The 16,987-nt window shown below is 44.7% G+C and carries 14 protein-coding genes; 10 read left to right on the plus strand and 4 right to left on the minus strand.

All coding sequences use genetic code 11. From position 1 onward, the window contains the following. The first annotated feature begins 35 nt into the window (after positions 1 to 35). The 3 genes from glgX to L0991_17980 all read left to right on the plus strand — a co-directional run bounded on the left by glgX (position 36) and on the right by L0991_17980 (position 4,870). Positions 36 to 2,015 carry a glycogen debranching protein GlgX gene (gene glgX, locus L0991_17970; protein ID XGB63918.1) on the plus strand — a complete coding sequence of 660 codons (1,980 nt, stop codon included), beginning with the start codon at positions 36 to 38 and terminating at the stop codon, positions 2,013 to 2,015. A gap of 241 nt (positions 2,016 to 2,256) precedes the next feature. Continuing rightward, entirely contained in the window at positions 2,257 to 3,999 is a 1,743-nt protein-coding gene (locus L0991_17975) for a diguanylate cyclase (protein XGB63919.1), read from the plus strand. Positions 4,000 to 4,141: 142 nt separating this feature from the next. Next, positions 4,142 to 4,870 carry a tRNA (adenine(22)-N(1))-methyltransferase TrmK gene (locus L0991_17980; GenBank protein XGB63920.1) on the plus strand — a complete coding sequence of 243 codons (729 nt, stop codon included), beginning with the start codon at positions 4,142 to 4,144 and terminating at the stop codon, positions 4,868 to 4,870. Between the two features lie 155 nt (positions 4,871 to 5,025). On the opposite strand, the gene L0991_17985 is transcribed toward L0991_17980, so the two are convergent. Further along, positions 5,026 to 5,919 carry an acyltransferase gene (locus L0991_17985; protein ID XGB63921.1) on the minus strand — a complete coding sequence of 298 codons (894 nt, stop codon included), beginning with the start codon at positions 5,917 to 5,919 and terminating at the stop codon, positions 5,026 to 5,028. Positions 5,920 to 6,250: 331 nt separating this feature from the next. Here L0991_17985 and L0991_17990 point away from each other — a divergent pair, with 331 nt between their 5' ends. The 3 genes from L0991_17990 (at position 6,251) to L0991_18000 (ending at position 8,670) form a co-directional block, all read left to right on the plus strand. Continuing rightward, on the plus strand, positions 6,251 to 7,051 hold the full coding sequence (locus L0991_17990) for a ferredoxin--NADP reductase (protein XGB63922.1): 801 nt from the start codon (positions 6,251 to 6,253) through the stop codon (positions 7,049 to 7,051). A gap of 68 nt (positions 7,052 to 7,119) precedes the next feature. Continuing rightward, a complete protein-coding gene (locus L0991_17995) occupies positions 7,120 to 7,452 on the plus strand; it encodes a DUF1971 domain-containing protein (protein XGB63923.1) in 333 nt (110 codons plus the stop codon). 222 nt (positions 7,453 to 7,674) lie between these two features. Then, positions 7,675 to 8,670 carry a 2-hydroxyacid dehydrogenase gene (locus L0991_18000; GenBank protein XGB63924.1) on the plus strand — a complete coding sequence of 332 codons (996 nt, stop codon included), beginning with the start codon at positions 7,675 to 7,677 and terminating at the stop codon, positions 8,668 to 8,670. Between the two features lie 99 nt (positions 8,671 to 8,769). On the opposite strand, the gene L0991_18005 is transcribed toward L0991_18000, so the two are convergent. The 3 genes from L0991_18005 to L0991_18015 form a co-directional block, all read right to left on the minus strand. Then, positions 8,770 to 9,642 carry a patatin family protein gene (locus L0991_18005; GenBank protein XGB63925.1) on the minus strand — a complete coding sequence of 291 codons (873 nt, stop codon included), beginning with the start codon at positions 9,640 to 9,642 and terminating at the stop codon, positions 8,770 to 8,772. 215 nt (positions 9,643 to 9,857) lie between these two features. Beyond that, complete coding sequence (locus L0991_18010; GenBank protein XGB63926.1) at positions 9,858 to 11,309, minus strand: catalase; 1,452 nt, start codon at positions 11,307 to 11,309, stop codon at positions 9,858 to 9,860. 200 nt (positions 11,310 to 11,509) lie between these two features. Then, positions 11,510 to 12,679 (minus strand): glycerate kinase, encoded by a 1,170-nt coding sequence (locus L0991_18015; protein ID XGB63927.1) that lies wholly within the window; start codon positions 12,677 to 12,679, stop codon positions 11,510 to 11,512. Between the two features lie 425 nt (positions 12,680 to 13,104). Between L0991_18015 and yiaK the strand changes: the two genes are divergently transcribed. Genes yiaK through L0991_18035 form a run of 4 tightly spaced genes read left to right on the plus strand, consistent with a single transcriptional unit; the run spans position 13,105 to position 16,895 of the window. Continuing rightward, entirely contained in the window at positions 13,105 to 14,106 is a 1,002-nt protein-coding gene (gene yiaK, locus L0991_18020; protein XGB63928.1) for a 3-dehydro-L-gulonate 2-dehydrogenase, read from the plus strand. A 24-nt stretch (positions 14,107 to 14,130) separates the two neighbouring features. After that, the gene (locus L0991_18025) at positions 14,131 to 14,619 is read left to right on the plus strand and encodes a TRAP transporter small permease (protein XGB63929.1); all 489 of its coding nucleotides are present in this window, start codon (positions 14,131 to 14,133) and stop codon (positions 14,617 to 14,619) included. Continuing rightward, on the plus strand, positions 14,619 to 15,899 hold the full coding sequence (locus L0991_18030) for a TRAP transporter large permease subunit (protein ID XGB63930.1): 1,281 nt from the start codon (positions 14,619 to 14,621) through the stop codon (positions 15,897 to 15,899). Before L0991_18025 ends, L0991_18030 begins: the two co-directional genes overlap by 1 nt. Positions 15,900 to 15,920: 21 nt before the next feature. Continuing rightward, positions 15,921 to 16,895 carry a DctP family TRAP transporter solute-binding subunit gene (locus L0991_18035; protein ID XGB63931.1) on the plus strand — a complete coding sequence of 325 codons (975 nt, stop codon included), beginning with the start codon at positions 15,921 to 15,923 and terminating at the stop codon, positions 16,893 to 16,895. Positions 16,896 to 16,987 lie beyond the last annotated feature (92 nt).

A 16,987-nucleotide genomic window follows, 5' to 3' on the forward strand; every position in this document is an offset into this window, starting at 1 on the left:
TCACTGATGTTGATAAACGAACAAGAAATCAAGCAATGACTAGAACGCTCGCTCGCCCTTATCCGCTAGGCGCAACGCTAGGTAACACTGGCTGCAACTTCTCTATTTATTCTCCTGACTGTAAATCTCTCTCACTCGCTCTTTTTGATGAGAACGATGAATTCACAACTTATAAATTGGACAATGAATACGCTGATATTCGATATGTATTTATCGAAGGTATTAAGGCGGGGCAAAAATACGGTTTTATTGCAGAAACAGATAATGGTCCAATATTACTTTCTGACCCTTATGCTAAAGCAATAAGCGAGCCGCTCCACTACACCACTCCTTATAGCAATGAGAAAAGCTTTGCGATGGCAAAGTGTATCGTTGTTGATGATGCCTTCGATTGGCAAGACGTCGAAAAACCACGAATTAGCCGTGAAGAGACCGTTCTATTTGAAACGCATGTTAAAGGCCTATCTCAACTTCATCCTGAAGTAGCTAGTAATACCAAAGGCCGTTATCTGGGGTTAGTGAGCCCAGAGATGCTTGCATTCTATAAGCAACAAAACATCAACTCTCTACAGCTTTTACCCATTGCGGCCTGCATGCACGAACCACACCTGCTTGATATGGGTAAAGTGAACTATTGGGGCTACAACCCTTATTTGTTCATGGTGCCAGACCCTCGCTATGCAGAAAAAGACGCCGTCACAGAACTCAAAACGGCTATTCGTGAGCTGCACCGCAATGGTATCGAGGTGATCTTAGATGTGGTGTATAACCACACAGCGGAAGGTGGCGAAGGCGGAACAACCTTCAACCTAAAAGCATTGGATAGCCGCACGTATATTAAGCACGGCTGTCATTACGCAAACTTCACCGGTTGTGGGAATACAGTCGACCTCACCCACCAGCCAGCACTCAACCTAGTTATGGACACGCTTCGTTACTGGGTAAGCGAATTCCAAGTCGATGGCTTCCGTTTTGACTTGGCAGCCACATTGGGACGCGAAGGAGACAACTACAACCCTGAGGCCGCTTTCTTCAAAGCCGTGGCTCAAGACCCAGTGCTTAAAGAGACCAAATTAATCGCAGAGCCATGGGATATCGGCCCTAATGGCTACCAAGTGGGTAACTTTCCGTTTGGTTGGAACGAATGTAACGACAAACTGAGAGACATTACACGTAGTTTCTGGCGCGGCGATCAAGGCTACCTTAAAGAGTTTGCTACGCGACTTATGGGTTCTCGTGATATCTACAGTGCGGCGCACTGGCCTTACAAACTCACTGTTAACTACATCACTTACCATGATGGCTTCACTATGCAAGATCTTGTCTCGTACAAGCATAAGCACAATGAAGAAAATGGTGAAAGTAACCGTGATGGACATGGTGACAACCGCTCTGAAAACTACGGTGTAGAGGGTGAAACCGAAAACCTGTTGGTTATCGCGACTCGTGAAAAGCAGAAGCGCAACTTCATGGCGAGCCTGCTGTTTGCTTTCGGTATTCCGCACATTCTGACCGCAGACGTGTTATCCCATACTCAAAAAGGTAACAATAACGCTTACTGCCAAGATAGTGAGACGAGTTGGCTGAACTGGGAAGATTCAGAGCGCAAGACCTACTTCAAAACTTGGCTATCTGAGATGATCGCCGCACGACAGCAGTACATGGTGCCTTTTATCAAGGCATTCAGTGGCGAGAAACGTAACTCTAACCGTATTTTCTGGAGCCGTGTCGATGGCACATTGATGGAGCATGATGATTGGAACCGCTTAAGTTCAGTGGCACTACACCTTGGCATAGGTAAAGATGGCGATGAACTCATTTACCTCATCAACCAAACCAATGCCCCAGCACGTTTCAGCTTACCCAATGATCGTGAACAAAACTGGGTGACGATATGTGATACCAACCTGAGAAATGTCAAACCAGGTCACGCTGAAGGGGAAATGTTGCTCTCACCGACATCGATGGCTATTTTGCACTACTCACCAAACAAAACTGAGTTAAGTGAAAGTTAACCCCGCTCAATAAAAAAGCAAAAACCATAAAAGCTAGCTATGTTTTCAGCTGGCTTTTTTGTTAGCTGAATATCACAAAACTCATTCTTTTATATGGAATCATTTGCATTGATGTGATTAATAAAACTGTTTAGTATGGCCGTACTATAAAAATGAATCTATCACGTCTTTGGATATCATGGCTTTACCTAAAACACTTATTCGGCTTTTTAAACCATACATAATCTTATTAACCGGAGGAATGCTTTACCTCGCAGCAGCTCAATTAGAAAAAGTAGAGACCGCAGCAACCAACCAATCAGCATCAAACATTCGCATCGCAAGCTCGACTATTCGTTCCAACATCGAGGCCGTGTTCGGCAAACTCTATTTCTTAGAAACTAGCCTAGGCTTACCCAACACTACCGACTTTAGCGACCAAAAGTTTCGTGAACTCAGCGATAATATTCTAAAAAGAACACCAAACTTCTCCGATATCATCCGATACCAACCTAACTCCCAACACTACGTCTCCACCCGTGGCCTTCCTCTTTCTAATGAGCAAATCGCCACAATACAATGGCATTCAATAGACGGTGTTGTTGAAGATTTCTACATCTCTTCCGTTTACCAGAAAGCAGATGCTCGATGGGTTTTCGCGGTTAAACACACAGCAGAAAAGCTCAACGAAGAAATCTGGATTGAGTTTGATTTACTACACACCACACAAGGCTTAAGAGATTTAAAAACGCTAAATAATGGCTATGTATTTGTCGTAGATAAAGCAACTGAACGACTCGTCTTCCATCCAGATCCAAAACGAATTGGCTCGAAGTCCATTAGCTATCATGCGGGAATTAGCCACCAGCTTTCACAGGGACAATTGGCCGGTAAGCACGAGTACTACTATCAAGATAACTTCAAAATATCGGTATTTGATGCAGACAACATCTTGAATTGGGTGTTTATTGCGGGCACCGATCGTCATGATATCTTAACTAGCTCACATCAATTTACGTTAACAGGCGTGGTACTTGGCTCGCTCCTTCTACTGTGGATTGGTGCCAACTACCTGGCTTATCGTTTAAATGTCTCTTTATCTCAGCTAAATAAAGTAGAAGACCTTGCGAGCTTTAAACGCAAACTCAAGTCTATTTTGGATAACTTTACCTACCATAAAGGTATTCAGTTCTGCCTATATCAACCAGAGAACCACTCATACAGTACGCTTGATTATCATGGGAACAAATCAACTGTGCATTGTGACAAAGCGCTCTCAGAACGTTTTGTCGCAAACGCTATGGTTTATCGAAACGGTAAAGACGCCGATCCACTCGCCCGTAAACTCAAAATAGACCAGCGCCACTATTGCCTCCCTTTATACTCACGTCAGCAGTTAATTGCGGTGTTATATGTGAATGCGAACTTGCCTATTAGCCAGAATATCTTACGTATGATCAGAGATTTCACGGAAGTCTCACTGTCTAACTTACTGCTTCAGCACCAGTTGAGTAGTAAAGACCTAATGACGCAATTAGATAATAAAAGTAGCTTCAACCTTGCATTGGAAAACTACGCCAACCAGCCAGAAACCTATATCGCTCTACTCGATATCGATAACTTTGATCACTTAAACCGTGCTTATGGTGAAGCCGTGGGTGACAAGATGATCAAGCTAACAGCTGAGGCATTGCGCTCGTACTTTCCGAAGCCTAAAGGGCTGTGCCTTGCTCGTGTTGGAGGCAAAGAGTTCGCGGTATTATTCAAAGCAAACGACGCTAACGACGCCAAGTTCCAACTGGATCAATGCCGAATTGGCGTAGCAGAGAAAACGATTGTGATGCCAGACATCAGCCTCTCTATAGACGTGAGTGTCGGTTTTTCTCAAATAGAGGGAGAGCCAGATACAGCCCTAGCACTTGCTGAGCAAGCAAAGCTTATCGCTCAACAACTTGGAAAAAATCGAGTTGAAGGCCACATCAGGGTAGTTGCAAAGGCTTCGTAAGTTGCCCTAGCAAATCCCTTACTCGGATACCGATGAAAACAAAGCACCTAGGGTTCACGCTCTCGGTGCTTTTGTTTTTATAGAAAGTCATTACAATGCGCGTTCAACACGACAACCTCACCTTTCTGACGATACGAACCTTATGAAGCTAAGTAACCGACTGCAAACTCTCCACTCCCTTGTCAGTAATGACTACCAACACATTTGGGACTGTTGCTGTGATCATGGCTTCTTGGGCGTTCAACTGTTGGCGGATAACAAAGCCCCTAACATTCACTTTGTCGATATTGTTCCGTCCCTAATGAGCGAGCTAGAAAGCAAACTGGCGCGTTACTTTCCCCAAAGCGAGATGGCACAACAAAAAGTCACTAGCCAATGGCAAGTCTACTGTATGGATGTCTCTGCAATCCCATTGGAAAAACACACAGGCAAGCATCTGGTCATCATTGCAGGAGTCGGTGGCGATCTAACACAGAAGCTTGTGGACGATATTCACCGCCAGCATCCAGACAAAACAATCGACTTCTTGCTCTGCCCTGTTCATCAGCAATTTGAGCTAAGAAGCCACTTAAAATCGCTCAAGTTCGGCCTGATTGATGAGGTGTTGATTGAGGAGAATCGCCGCTACTACGAAATTTTATTGGTCAGCAATAACCGAGGTGAAAGAGTAGATACTTCGACAGTAAGCGAGATTTCAAACGTCGGTGACAAGATATGGGCTCCAATCAGCGATGAGCAGATTAAGGTATCTCAGCAGTACAAAGCTAAAACACTGCAGCACTACTTGCGTATCCATCAAGGGCAGGAGAAACAAGGTAAACCTAGCCAAGTGAAGCATATTATTGATGCCTACCAATCGGTTCAGCCATAGTAAGTACTAACTTGATTGTTGAAGGTTAAGAAAGTCGAATCAATAAAAAAGCCGATAGTTCAATGAGCTATCGGCTTTTTTAATACTATTTGTTCAGTTTGAGCTTACTGCTCTTGTTTCTTATAAAGCTTATCAGCCTCATCAACTGTCTCTACCTAAGAAGGCTTATCACCCCCATAGATCGTATCAAGGTAGGCATCTTTCTCTTTCCAAGTGTTGTTTAACCAGCTATGGAAGCGACGTTTAAATGCCTTATCTTCGAAGTAGTTACCATTCACGTTCTCATCCATTGGATGCAATTTAATACGCACAACGACCTTAGTCATTTTGCCTTTCAGCATATCTTCAAACGGAGAGGTTTGGTTTTCAGGGTAAGCTAAAGTCACATCCACGATGCCATCCAAAATTGGGCCCATTGCAGATAAGGCAAAAGCCACACCACCCGTTTTCGGCTTCAATAGATGGCGGTAAGGAGTTTTCGCTGACACAAGTTTCTCATGGTTTGCACGAGTCCCTTCAACAAAGTTAACCAATGTTGTCGGTGCTAATTTGAACTTAGTACACGCTTTATTGATTGCATTGAAGTCATCATTACGGCGTTCAGGGTTACGTAATAGAAACTCACGAGAGTGACGTCTCATGAATGGCATATCTAAACCCCAGCATGCCAAACCAACAAATGGTACGTACAGCAATTCGTGTTTCAAGAAGTACTTAGTCATCGGCATTTTGTCTTTTAAGATCGAAGACAAAATCACAATATCCGCCCAGCTTAGGTGGTTAGACATCATCAAATACCACTGCTTGGTCGAAATATCTTCTCCCCCTTCCACTTGCCATTCGATGTCGTTGTTGGCGTTCAACATCCATAAATTGAGAGAAGCCCAGCACCAGAATGTGAAGTTAGCTAAGCGAGTGCATGATTTTTGAACGACAGAGATTGGCAAAATAAGTTTGATTAGGGCAAACAAACTCACAGCCAATGCGGTGAATGCAGTATTAATGGTCACGAACAATACGTTCAAGGCCATACGAAGATTATCAAGCATAAAACACAGTTATATTGAGAACGAAAGCCGCCATTATACGCATCTATAAATTATTCTCTTCAGTAATTGGTTGAATATCCTAGGGGTCAAACCACTCAACCCATTTCAACAGTATTCAACTTGCTAAAGCCTATTAAAAAGAAACCAAAATACACAAAGGAGTCATTTGGACACAATGTTGACGTTGTCTTTTTGACAGCATTAGCTCCAACAATCACCCTTAAACCCAGTATTGATAAGCATTCTCATTATTGGCATGGTACATGCAACTCTAAAGTGTAAATAGTTGAGTATCCTTAATGAGATAACTTCTCTTCTTAAAGGTGATGATATGACAGATATTCCTCATGGTTTAGTCACAGGCAAAGTCCTAAACAAGACAGAATGGACAGATCAATTGTTCTCACTCCAAGTCAGTGCACCTGTCTCTTCTTATCAAGCAGGCCAGTTTACTAAGCTTGGTTTGCTCAATAACGAAGGTGAGTTCGTGAGACGTGCTTATTCCATGGTGAATGCACCAGAGCATGAGCAAGGCCATCAGCATCTAGAGTTTTTGATTATTAAGGATCAGAACGGTCAGCTCTCGCCTCAACTTCACGAATTGCAAGCTGGCGATGACATCTTTGTCGGGAAAGACCCAAGTGGTTTTATGACATTAGATGAAATCCCAGAGATCGCCGACGATCTATGGATGCTTTCAACCGGAACCGCGGTAGGCCCGTTTATCTCAATGCTTGAGAGCATGCAGATACAGCAAAATGAGTTGGCTTCAGACAAAGCCTCTTCATTCAAAAACCTGGTTCTGGTGCATGCCGTAAGAACAGAGCAAGACCTGACTTATCGCGATCGTATCACTCAACTCGTTGATCACTTTCAAGGGAGACTTAAATATGTGCCAATTATTTCTAGAGAATCAGTTACCGGAACTTTGCGCGGACGAATCCCAAGTTTGTTACTTGGAGGCGACCTCGAGCAAGCCGCGTCTGTCACTTTCAATCAAACCCGCAGTTTCTTCTACCTTTGCGGCAATCCGCAAATGGTTCGTGACACAAGTGACGCGCTAACAAGTTTAGGTTTCGAAAAACACTTACGTAGGAAGCCTGGTCAATTCAGCAGTGAAAATTACTGGTAAAGATAGGCCACCTAAAACACCGAAGTATCTATTTCAAAGAACAGTTAAAGTTAAATAAGAGGTTCTATATGAGTCATTTACGTATTCCTTCTCACTGGAAAATCCAACGTTCAACACCGTTTTTCACTAAAGACAACATCCCAGCAGCATTGCTCAATCATCACAATACAGCAGAAGGCGTGTTTGGTCAGATCTGCGTAATGGAAGGCACCGTCACTTTCTATGGCTTTGCCGATGCAGAAGCGACAGAACCGGAAACCGTTATCACTATTGAAGCAGGGCAATTTGCCACTAGTCCACCTCAATATTGGCACCGAGTAGAACTGAGTGACGACGCGCAATTCAACATTAACTTCTGGTCAGAAAAAGAGACCAAGAAAATGTTCAATACTCGAAAGTAAGACCGATTCTGCATTGATGAACTTATAAGCAAGCTACATCGTAATGTGATTTTTGATGTTCAGTAAATAACAACAAGAGACCAAATAACCATAGTAATTACAATGACTAATGGTGATAGACAATACAAAAAAACTCTAGCACACTGAACGGAGTTGTTAGCTTTTACCCCTTATCAAATAAACATAATTGGGGTATTCATTTTTAAGGTAAGAGAGGAAGCCATGCTCAACATTGCTTTTTTTAGCTCAAAATCATACGACGAAAAATCATTCAACCTTGCGAAAGGCGAACTCAACGCTGAGTTTCATTTCCATGATTTTCGCCTCACCACAACCACAGCGAAAATGGCGCACGACAATGAAGTGGTTTGTGCATTTGTAAACGACGACCTATCGCGAGAAGTGTTAGAGATTCTTGCACAAGGCGGTACAAAACTGATTGCAATGCGCTGTGCTGGCTTTGACAAGGTCGACCTAGACGCAGCCAAAGAGCTTGGCTTGCAAGTGGTGCGCGTTCCTGCTTATTCACCAGAGTCAGTAGCTGAGCACACTGTCGGCATGATGATGTGTTTGAACCGTAAACTTCACAAGGCATACCAACGCACTCGTGATGCAAACTTCTCTCTAGAAGGTTTGGTTGGCTTTAACTTCTACGGCAAAACTGTGGGTGTGATTGGTTCCGGTAAAATTGGCCTAGCGACCATGCGTATTCTGAAAGGCTTGGGTATGAACATCTTATGTTACGACCCATACCCAAACCCACTAGCCGTTGAGCTAGGCGCTAAATATGTAGAGCTAGACGAACTTTACAAAGAATCGGATGTGATTTCTCTGCACTGCCCAATGAGTAAAGAGAATTACCATCTATTAGACGCGACTGCATTTGAGAAGATGAAAGACGGAGTGATGATCGTCAACACCAGCCGTGGTGAACTACTGGATTCCACAGCGGCTATCGAAGCGCTTAAACAGAGTAAGATTGGTGCGCTTGGTCTTGATGTGTATGACAACGAGAAAGAACTGTTCTTCCAAGACAAATCGAATGACGTAATTGTTGATGACGTGTTCCGCCGTCTATCGGCTTGTCACAACGTGCTGTTCACTGGTCACCAAGCTTTCTTAACCAAAGATGCTCTGTTCAATATTGCGAACACAACTCTAACCAGCGTTGACGCTTTCTTTGCAGGCAACACTAGCGGCAACGAACTTGTCCAATAACGGACTGAGTTAAAAACAAACTAGCTCTACAAATACAAAGCCACGCCAGTTCTTGAGAACAGCGTGGCTTCTTGATTTATACCTGTATGGTAAACAGAACTAGATGCAGAAGTGGCAGTCCTCGATATCTAAACCATAGGTGCCTTTGCGAATCGCCAGGTGTTCTTCCCCTGCTTTCAGGCCCATCTCATAACCTGCATCCAATACTGCTTTATCCATGGTGAGTCGCTTAACCGCGAACGCCTCAGGTGGCGCTATCACCTTAATGGTCGCATCTTTTGGTGGATTACGAATGAACTCCAATGATTGGTTATAGTTTTCAGCACGCACCGCCATCGACTCTGCAATGTTGGGGAATTTCTTTAACAGCTTTTTCAGCATCCATTGATATTTCTGCGGCTTCATTCGGTAGCTCAGTGGATGGGAAAGAATCACAGTTATCTCTCGTGCACCGCGGCGGTATGCTTCACGAACTGGGATTGAGTCCGCGACCCCACCATCGGTATAACAACCACCAGAGAAACACGGTGTTTCACGATAAGCGATAGGTAGGGCAGTTGTTGCCTCAACCACGTTCGAGAGATTTTCTGGCTTGATGTGATAGTAGTCTGCACTGCCTGTGTCAACGTTAGTCACCGCTGCAATAAGTGGAATGCTTGAAAATAGCTCTCCCCAATCCAGTGGGTAACGTTGGTTTGATTCATTCCATAACCACTTCACGTCAACCAAGTTGCCACCTTTAGCGAAGCGAGCTGGATTAAAGAACATTTTATCGGTCGCCATCGTGGTAATCACACTGTAGCTGCGTTTTGGCGCCTGAGATAAGTAACCAACCAGATTCGACACACCCGCAGATACACCAATCGCAAAATCATAAGGACGAAAATCATCTTGCATAAAGGCGTCTAATACTCCGGCTGCAAAGATGCCTCTCATTGCCCCACCCTCAACGATTAATGCACTTTTACTCATCTCAAACTCTACTACTTTATAAACTGATAGCCGTAGGATAATCCCACCCAAATCATAAAGATAATGGGCATAATTTATTACTTCGATAGGAAAAAGCTATCGTTAGGTAATAGGCTAAGATTCAATAACTTAATTACTTATTTAAAACAGGTAACAAAAAAGGCCATTGAGTGATTAACTCAACGGCCTTTCATTTAACAAATCAAGCCAATCGATTATGACTTAAATTCACTCACATCGATTTCAAGCAGCTTACCAATACCTTCACCGTATGCTGGGTCAGCCTTGTAACAGTGTCTTAGGTGACGCAGCTGAATCTCTTTAGGCACGCCGCCTAAGTTACGTGCTGTGTTATCGAACAGGATTGCTTGTTGTTCTGCAGTCATTAAGCGGAACAAATCACCCGGTTGTGAGAAGTAATCTTCATCTTCACGGTGGTCCCAATGCGCTGCCGCACCGTCAAGATTCAATGCTGGTTCTGCAAAATCTGGTTGCTCTGCCCATTGGCCTTCATTGTTTGGCTCATAACCTAGTGTGCTGCCAAAGTTACCATCGACACGCATCGCACCGTCACGGTGGTAGCTGTGGACTGGGCAACGAGGTGCATTCACTGGAATATGCTGATGGTTCACACCTAAACGGTAGCGCTGCGCATCACCGTAAGCAAACAAGCGACCTTGTAGCATTCTGTCTGGAGAGAAGCTGATACCCGGAACCACGTTAGCAGGGTTGAATGCTGACTGCTCTACTTCAGCGAAGAAGTTTTCAGGGTTACGGTTAAGCTCTAGCTCACCTACTTCAATCAATGGGTAGTCTGCATGTGGCCAGATCTTAGTAAGATCGAATGGGTTGTAAGGTACTTTCGCTGCGTCCGCTTCTGGCATCACTTGAACTTTAAGTGTCCATTTCGGGAAGTCTTGGTTATCGATGCTTTCTAGCAGGTCACGTTGATGACTTTCACGATCTTCGCCGATCAGCTTCGCTGCTTCAGCATCCGACAAGTTCTTAATACCTTGCTGAGATTTGAAATGGAATTTAACCCAGAAACGCTCATTGTCACTGTTGATAAAGCTGAACGTGTGGCTACCAAAACCGTGCATGTGGCGGTAAGTCGCAGGGATACCACGATCACTCATTACGATAGTGATTTGGTGAAGTGCTTCAGGTAGAGAAGTCCAGAAATCCCAGTTGTTCTTCGCGCTGCGCATGTTGGTGCGTGGGTCGCGTTTCACCGCATGGTTTAGATCTGGGAATTTAAGAGGATCACGTAAGAAGAACACAGGCGTGTTGTTACCCACCATGTCCCAGTTACCTTCTTCAGTATAGAATTTCAATGCAAAACCACGGATATCACGCTCTGCGTCAGCCGCGCCACGCTCGCCCGCTACTGTCGTAAAACGTGCAAACAAGTCGGTTTTCTTGCCAACTTCAGAGAACAGTTTTGCCTTGGTGTACTTGGTAATATCGTGGGTCACGGTAAATGTACCGTAAGCACCTGAGCCTTTCGCGTGCATGCGACGCTCTGGAATCACTTCACGATCAAAGTGAGCCAATTTCTCTAAAAACCAAACATCTTGTAGAAGCTGTGGGCCACGTTTGCCCGCCGTTTGAACATTCTGGTTATGAGCAACAGGACAACCCGCAGCTGTAGTTAGTTTTTTACTCATGGTCTATTCCTTAAGGTAAAAGATATCGCATCGTTGCCATATCTTCGATTTAAGTGGATTCAATACTTTAAAAACCACTAAAATAATATGGGTAAAGAATAGACCTGAGTTGCCGGAAAATATAATCGTTTATATTTATCGTTGCTATCTATAAAACCTATCGAACGACTGAGTTAACTAAGCACCTGTATAACAATACTTTATTTCAGAATCGTCTGACCTAATTTCAGCGTTGATGCAATATTTCTTGCTGTTCTGGTTAGATTCAATGCGGCTTCTTGCAGCACTTGTTCAAGAGGCTGGGGAGAACGTACGGTTCCGAATAGACTGGCCATTTCACCATACAAAGCCTCAACTTGAGTTCCCAACGAGCCTGCAATCCCAATCGTCGGAATACCCTGTAGACTCGCTCGTTTAGCAATGCCATAAGGTGTTTTTCCTTGCAGAGTTTGATTGTCCATCTGCCCTTCCCCCGTAATCACAAGGTCGGCACCTTTCAATATCTCATCAGCTTGTAATACATCAAGCACCATCTCAATGCCCGGTTTAATCTGCATGTTGAATAGCAAACTCAGCCCCATCGGTGTGCCACCAGCCGCGCCATAACCGGTACGTTCGTAAACCGACTGTTCACCGTTAACACAACCTTGTGACTCAGAAACTTGTGCGAAGTGAGCAAGGGCGTTATCAAGCATCAAAACTTGTTCCGGAGTTGCTCCCTTTTGTGGGCCGAAGATATGGCTGGCACCATTATCACCGCATAACGGATTATCAACATCACACGCAACAATCAGTTCGATATCCGTGCAGCGCGAATCTATGTCAGCTAAATCAATAGAAGCTAACTCCGATAACACGGCACCGCCTCGGCTGAGCTCTTGCCCTGTACTGTCGAGCAACTTACCACCTAACGCTTGAGCAATCCCCGCGCCGCCATCGTTGGTTGCACTGCCACCTAAGCCAAGAATGATCGTTTGAGCGCCCTGCTTCATCGCTTCTAAAATGAGCTGACCTGTACCGTATGAAGAAGCCACCAACGGATTACGCAGCTCTGGCGTTAGTAAATCTAAACCCGATGCCGCCGCTATCTCAATCAGTGCCATTTTTTTCGAGGTTCGTGCGGATGGCTCAAGCATCGCCCATTCTGCGTTTACACGTTCACCCAACGGCCCTTCAACCTGCGTTACTCGCTTTTCCCCGGATAAACCTTGCAGCAAAACATCCACCGTGCCCTCACCGCCATCAGCCAGAGGCAAGGTCACGTAATCCGCGTCGGGGAAGACTTCACGAAAACCTTTTTCAATACACGCCGCCACCGATACCGCCGATAAAGATTCTTTAAACGAATCTGGTGCGATAACTATTTTCATAAAAGCTGACTCCAACACTTAACGAAGATTTACCAAAATAATTCCAAAACAACAAAACCACTATATAGAAGAGAGGCCAACAGTGCGCATTTCCCTCTCTGAATTTGACCGCTCCCTCAGATTTCAACACCACTATTTTATATTCAGTAAAGTTACGGTTTGCTCAAATTCCATAATTTGACAAGTTTATTCCCGCTAAATTATCGAATTTCATTCGATTTAGTCTTGGAAACCTGATCCTGGGCACGCTTTTTGTTCCGCATTATGGAATTAAAGAATCTTTTTGTTTCATTTTTTAACTCGTTAACAGTTATTAGAGAAAAACTTAATAAGAAAATAAAGCGCCACTTTGCTCACAGTATTAATTTGGAATCTCAACAATAATTCATTCCGCATTATGGAATTTACATTATCGGAGAACAGAGATGCCTTTAGTATCCACTGAAAAACTACAACAAGAATATGAACGAATCCTACTAGCTCGAGACATGAAACCAGAGATGGCAACCAAGCTTGCCGCAGGTTTTGTTGAGATGGCTAATGAGGGTACTTATTCGCACGGCATCAACCGTTTCCCAGTGTTCATTGACCAAGTAGACAAAGGTCAAATCAAGCTTAACGCAGAGCCTGAATGTGTGAACAGCATGGGTGCACTTGAGCAATGGGATTGTAATTTTGGCCCTGGCGTACTGAACGGTCTTATCTGTGCTGAACGTGCAATGGAACTGGCTCGTGACTACGGTATCGGCATGGTGGGTATGCGTAACTCAAACCACTGGATGCGTGGCGGTGCGTACGTTCTGAAAATGGCTCGTGAAGGCTTTGCAGGTATCGCATCAACAAACTCTATTGCAGTAATGCCAGCTTGGGGTGGTAAAGATCACCGCGTTGGTTCTAACCCTCTGATCATGGCGATCGCAGGCGATCCACCAGTCGTGGTTGACTGCTCAATGACACAATTCTCATACGGACAACTACAAAACTTCGTACTTGCAGACAAAGAACTTCCTGTTGTGGGTGGCTTCGACAACGAAGGCAACCTAACCAAAGACCCACACGTACTTTGGGAAAACAAACGTCTACTGCCAATGGGTTTCTGGAAAGGCTCTTCAATGGCAATCGTGCTAGACATGATGCTAACCGCAATCACTGGTGGCAACTCAGTTCCAGCACTAACAGAAGACATGGGCGGCGAATTCGGCGTTTCACAATTCCTTATCGCGATTGACCTGAGCAAAACAATGGGTGAAGGCCAATACGCACAAGAGATGAAGCGTATCCGTGACTACGTCTTGGCATCAGAGCCAGCAGAAACAGGTTCAGTAATGATTGCAGGTTCTGAAATTCAGAACTTCATCGACAAGCACGCAGCGGCTGGCGGTATTGAAATCAACGATGGAATCTGGGACCAAATTACGTCTCTGTAATTAGCCTGAGGTGGGGAAAGCTTTATGCAAAGTGTATTTAAGAGTATTTGGAAAAGTATCGACGTCATCATGGCCGTTATTCTGACTTGTATGATTGTACTGGTCTTCACAAACGTAGTGCTGCGTTACGGCTTTTCCTCTGGTCTTCGTCCCTCTGTAGAACTATCTCGCCTTGGTCTTGTATGGATTGTGATGCTCGGTGCAGCCGTTGTGCTGCGCCGAGGTGAGCACCTCGCTGTTGCGGAATTTTCTGAACGACTTTTCCCTAAAGCAGTACCCGTACTAAGACGAATTTGTTGGGTGGTAGTACTGGTTTCAGTCGGCATGCTTTATATCGGTTCATACCGTCAAATGATGTCTAACTGGTCAGATATTTCTCAACTTACAGGGCTTCCTTCAGCATTATTTTATTTAGCTGGCGTGGTGTCAGGCGTGTTAATGGGTGTGATTGCGTTTGTTCGAATCTTCAACCCTGACTGGCAACTAGATAGCTTAGAAGAGGAGAAAGAATAATGACGTTAGCCATTTTCTTATCGGTATTGATTGTCTCAATCTTACTTGGTCTTCCTGTTGCGTTTGCACTGCTATTGTCTTCAATGGCACTGATGCTGCACATGGATTTCTTTAGTGCGGACATTCTTGCGCAGTCTTTAATTAATGGTGTCGACAGCTTTACGCTACTCGCAATCCCATTCTTCCTAATTGCTGGTGAAGTAATGGCGTCGGGCGGCTTGTCACAACGTATTGTTCGACTAGCTACTACGTATGTTGGTCACCGCCAAGGTGGCTTGGGTTACGTAGCCATCATGACTTCGGTTCTACTTGCCGGCCTTTCAGGTTCAGCGGTAGCAGATGCAGCAGCATTGGTAAGTATCCTTTACCCAATGATGAAAGCAGCTAAATACCCAGAAGCACCATCAATGGGTCTGCTCGCTTCAGGCGGCATCATCGCCCCGGTTATCCCACCTTCAATTCCACTTATCTTAGTCGGTGTTGCCGGCGGTATTTCAATTAAAAACCTTTTCTTAGGCGGTATTGTTCCTGGCCTATTGATGGGTATGACATTGATGTTTGTGTGGCGCATGACGGTTCGCAAAGAGAACTTAGCAACCTCTGAGCGCGCAACCAAAGCAGAAAAACGCGCAGCACTTAAAGATGGTATCTGGGCTCTATTCTTGCCTGTCATCATCATTGTGGGTATCCGCTTCGGCATCTTTACCCCAACAGAGGCGGCGGTTGTCGCAGCAGCGTACGCAATCTTCATCTCAACGTTTGTTTATAAAGAGCTAACGCTAAAGAGCTTCTACCACATTGTACTTAATGCTGGCCGCTCTACAGCAATGGTTATGTTCTTGGTTGGCTGTGCCATGGTGGCAGCTTGGCTAATTACTGTCGCTCAATTACCACAACAGCTTGCTGAAATGTTAGGTCCACTGGTCGATAGCCCTCGACTACTAATGGCCGTAATCATGCTGCTTGTTCTGTGTGTTGGCATGGTGATGGATTTAAGCCCGACCATTCTTATTCTGGTTCCGCTACTGATGCCTGTTATCAAAATGGCTGGAATCGACCCAACTTACTTTGGCCTGTTGTTCGTTATCAACTGTTCAATTGGTCTGATTACGCCTCCAGTAGGCACCGTACTGAACGTAGTGTGTGGTGTAGCTCGAGTGCCAATGTCGACTGCTGTGAAAGGCGTACTACCCTTCATTGCTGCATACATGGCCCTACTCACACTGTTTGTCATCTTCCCTAGCATTATCACTGTGCCAATGTCGTATGTCATTGGTTAATCCTCGACGGAGAAAATAATAATGAAAACCCTACTAAAAATGACTCTACTTGCTTCAACCATCGCGATGAGCGCTAACACGTTTGCTGCAACAACTCTTAAGCTTGCACACGCTGCACCAGAGTCTGACCTGCAACAAGACCTATCTCTTTTCTTTAAGAAAGAAGTAGAAGCTCGTTCAAATGGCGAAATCAAAGTCAACGTATACCCTCAAGGTCAGCTAGGCAGTGATAAGCAGATGATCGACGGTTCTCGTGCTGGCATCGTTGATTTAACGATGGTTGGTTTGAACAACTACAACGGCCTGATGCCTGAATCAGCAGCATTCACTCTGCCGTTCATGTTCCCAGACCGCCAAACGGCATACAAAGTACTGGACGGTGAACCGGGTAAAGAAGTGCTAACTAAGTTCGAGAAATTCGGTCTGAAAGGTCTTGGTTTCCCTGAGAACGGTTACCGCAACATGACCAACAACGAAAAACCTATTCGTGTTCCTTCTGATGTTGAAGGTCTGCAAATGCGTGTAAACGGCTCTAAAGCACTGAACGATATGTTCAACGAGCTAGGTGCTAACCCACAACAGCTACCAGTTTCTGAGCTATACACAGCACTTGAAACAGGCGTTGTTGATTCACAGGACCACCCAATTCCAGTAACGCTGTCGTTCAAGTTTGACGAAGTACAAAAGTACCTAAGCCTGACACAGCACGCTTACTCACCATTGGTTCTGACGATGAACCTACGCAAGTTCAACAAACTAAGTGCTGAAGAACAAAAAATCATCGAAGAAGTATCGGCTGAAGCAGTCGCAATGCAACGTAAGCTAAGCGTTGAGAAAGAAGAGCAAATGATTTCTCAGCTTGAAGCGAATGGTATGCAAGTTAACCGCGACGTTGATGGCAAAGCCTTCCAAGAAGCGATTCAACCAGTATGGAACGCATACATTGAGAAAAACGGTGATGTGATGATCAACAAGATCAAGGTTGCAGCTAAGTAAACCTAAAGCACATCAACCGATGAAGGCTGTCCAGCCAATCCACTGAGGCAGCCTTAATTTCCATCCTTCTGACTTCTACTTATTGAACATTG

This window comes from Vibrio chagasii (assembly GCA_041879415.1).
GTDB lineage: Bacteria > Pseudomonadota > Gammaproteobacteria > Enterobacterales > Vibrionaceae > Vibrio.

Bases quoted from the DNA above. Each gene is read 5' to 3' on its own strand.
- L0991_17975 (XGB63919.1), top strand. From the start codon at position 2,257: ATGCTTTACCTCGCAGCAGCTCAATTAGAAAAAGTAGAGACCGCAGCA.
- L0991_18030 (XGB63930.1), top strand. From the start codon at position 14,619: ATGACGTTAGCCATTTTCTTATCGGTATTGATTGTCTCAATCTTACTT.
- yiaK (XGB63928.1), top strand. From the start codon at position 13,105: ATGCCTTTAGTATCCACTGAAAAACTACAACAAGAATATGAACGAATC.
- L0991_18015 (XGB63927.1), bottom strand. From the start codon at position 12,679: ATGAAAATAGTTATCGCACCAGATTCGTTTAAAGAATCTTTATCGGCG.
- L0991_17980 (XGB63920.1), top strand. From the start codon at position 4,142: ATGAAGCTAAGTAACCGACTGCAAACTCTCCACTCCCTTGTCAGTAAT.
- L0991_18000 (XGB63924.1), top strand. From the start codon at position 7,675: ATGCTCAACATTGCTTTTTTTAGCTCAAAATCATACGACGAAAAATCA.
- L0991_18010 (XGB63926.1), bottom strand. From the start codon at position 11,309: ATGAGTAAAAAACTAACTACAGCTGCGGGTTGTCCTGTTGCTCATAAC.
- glgX (XGB63918.1), top strand. From the start codon at position 36: ATGACTAGAACGCTCGCTCGCCCTTATCCGCTAGGCGCAACGCTAGGT.
- L0991_17985 (XGB63921.1), bottom strand. From the start codon at position 5,919: ATGCTTGATAATCTTCGTATGGCCTTGAACGTATTGTTCGTGACCATT.
- L0991_18005 (XGB63925.1), bottom strand. From the start codon at position 9,642: ATGAGTAAAAGTGCATTAATCGTTGAGGGTGGGGCAATGAGAGGCATC.
- L0991_17990 (XGB63922.1), top strand. From the start codon at position 6,251: ATGACAGATATTCCTCATGGTTTAGTCACAGGCAAAGTCCTAAACAAG.
- L0991_18025 (XGB63929.1), top strand. From the start codon at position 14,131: ATGCAAAGTGTATTTAAGAGTATTTGGAAAAGTATCGACGTCATCATG.
- L0991_17995 (XGB63923.1), top strand. From the start codon at position 7,120: ATGAGTCATTTACGTATTCCTTCTCACTGGAAAATCCAACGTTCAACA.
- L0991_18035 (XGB63931.1), top strand. From the start codon at position 15,921: ATGAAAACCCTACTAAAAATGACTCTACTTGCTTCAACCATCGCGATG.